This window comes from Acidisphaera rubrifaciens HS-AP3 (genome assembly GCF_000964365.1).
GTDB lineage: Bacteria > Pseudomonadota > Alphaproteobacteria > Acetobacterales > Acetobacteraceae > Acidisphaera > Acidisphaera rubrifaciens.
In genome coordinates this window covers 1-1,965 of sequence record NZ_BANB01000738.1, presented here as the reverse complement: position 1 = coordinate 1,965, position 1,965 = coordinate 1, and the positions used below count along the sequence as shown (strand labels likewise).

2 protein-coding genes are annotated in these 1,965 nt (G+C 73.7%); one reads left to right on the top strand and one right to left on the bottom strand.

Features of this window, described 5'->3' with window-relative positions; genetic code table 11:
• Nucleotides 1-658 (top strand): diguanylate cyclase (locus B8460_RS17115; protein WP_206742659.1); only part of this gene is annotated, 658 nt, incomplete at its 5' end.
• Between the two features lie 87 nt (nt 659-745).
• Here the strand turns inward: B8460_RS17115 and B8460_RS17110 are convergent.
• A partial coding sequence (locus B8460_RS17110) for a Coenzyme F420 hydrogenase/dehydrogenase, beta subunit C-terminal domain (RefSeq protein WP_048862829.1) occupies nt 746-1,965 on the bottom strand: 1,220 nt, incomplete at its 5' end.

The window sequence follows — 1,965 nt, the reverse complement described above, 5'->3', positions numbered from 1 at the left end:
CGCCCTGACGACACGGCGGATGGAGACGGGACGGCGGCGGGCGTTTCTCCAGACCCTGCGCTATGAGCTGGCGGCGACCGAACTCAACCTCATGAACGCGGAGCTGCTGCGGCTGTCGGCGACCGACGTGCTGACCGGTCTTGCCAACCGCCGGCATTTCGAGACGGAGGTGCAGCGGCTGTGGGAGGCGCGGGCGTCGCCGGGGATCGGGCTGGCGCTCATCGACGTCGATCACTTCAAGGCGTTCAACGACAGCGCCGGCCACGCGGCGGGCGATGCCTGTCTGCGCGAGGTGGCCGGCGCCATCGCGACCGCGATGCGCGATGCGGACGAGCTGGTGGCCCGCTATGGCGGCGAGGAGTTCGTGGTGGTCTTCCCGCGCATCGCCCGCCCGGACATGGCCGCGATCGGCGAGCGGCTGCGTCTTGCGGTGGAGGCGCGCGGGCTGGCGCATCCCGGCCGGAAGGGCGGCGTGGTGACGATCAGCGTGGGCGTCGCGTGGCACGACGCCGAACGTCGCGTCGAGGGGGTCGAGGCGCTGCTGCGCGACGCCGACCGTGCGCTGTATGCCGCCAAGCGGGCCGGGCGCAACCGCGTCGCCCTCGCGCCCCATGGTCGCCCCGCCGCGCTCCTCACCGCCGGCGCGGCGGCGGACTGAGAATCGGGCCGGGGCGGGGCGTGCGCCCGGGGACGGAGGTTCGCGGATGGGACGGAGGTTGGCGGACGCAGGGCCGGTGCGTCCGGGTCAGTGACCGGCAACCGGTGGGTCGGCCAATGGAGCGGCCGATACGGACGGCGGGGTGTCCGTCTCGCCGGGCGCGGGCGTGAGGCCATAGGGGGCCACGAGGCGCCAGACATGGGCGGGGATCATGCGGCGCATGCGGCGCGGATGGTGGGCGCGCAGGTGCAGGACCGTCTCGGCCGCCTTCATCTCGATGCGGGCGCGGGCGAACTCCAGCCCGCGCGGGCCGATGCGCGGCATCAGCCACGCGGCGATCGGGCGCACCCAGTCCGGCATGCCGCGCACCGGCAGCCCGCCCGCCGCCTTGATCGTCACCTTCACGAAGCCGGCGACGGAGCCGCGCCGCCGCCCGCCGCTGCCCGGTTCGGACAGCCGCACCTCGTCGCCGAGCAGGCGGAGCAGCTCCTCGCCGCGCTCGTTGCGCACCAGCAGCCACTGCACGCCGTCGCCGCCCATGTAGCCCACGGTGATGTCGGCCAGCACGTTCGTGTAGTCGACGCAGGTCCGGCAGGTCAGCGGGAAGAAGTCGGGCGGCAGCTTCGCGATCGGCAGGCGCAGGAACGGCACGCGCCGCACCCGCCCGTCGTCGTAGCGCAGCTCCACATGGAAGTCGGTGCAGAACTCCAGATACGTCACCCGCGCCGGTTCGTCGTCGAGCAGCGACAGGAATTCGTGGAACCGCTCGGTCGTCGTGTTGTCCGAACACGGCGTGCCGATGACATAGAGGCGGTCGAGGCCAAGCTCCGCCTCCAGCGCGCGCAGGGCATAGACCTGGCAGGGGATGCCGATGAGCGCGATGCGACGGTGGCCCTGCGCGATCGCGGGTTCCAGCAGCGCCAGCAGCGGCGCGTAGCCCATGCGCATGCCGCGGCAGGCGGCCATGTCCTCCGCCCGGGTGACGAGGACCGGCATGGGGCGCCAGCGGTCGGCGGGGTCGGCCGCCATGGTCAGCACCGCATCGACGGCGCCGGTCTCCAGCAGCCGCGCGCCGATGCGCGTCGCGATGCCGGTCCATTGCGCGCCGGCGAGCGCCGGCACCAGCGCCGCGCGCAGCATGCGGCGGTAGGGGCCGAAGAAACGCTCGTCGCCGCGCGCCGGGTCGCGCTCGCGGCCATGCACGCGCCGCTCAGCCGCCGGATAGTCGGGCTGGATGAACTGGCAGGCGGTGGCGCAGCGCTTGGGTGCTGCGGTGCGCGAGACGCCGCAATCAGTGCACAGGCCGC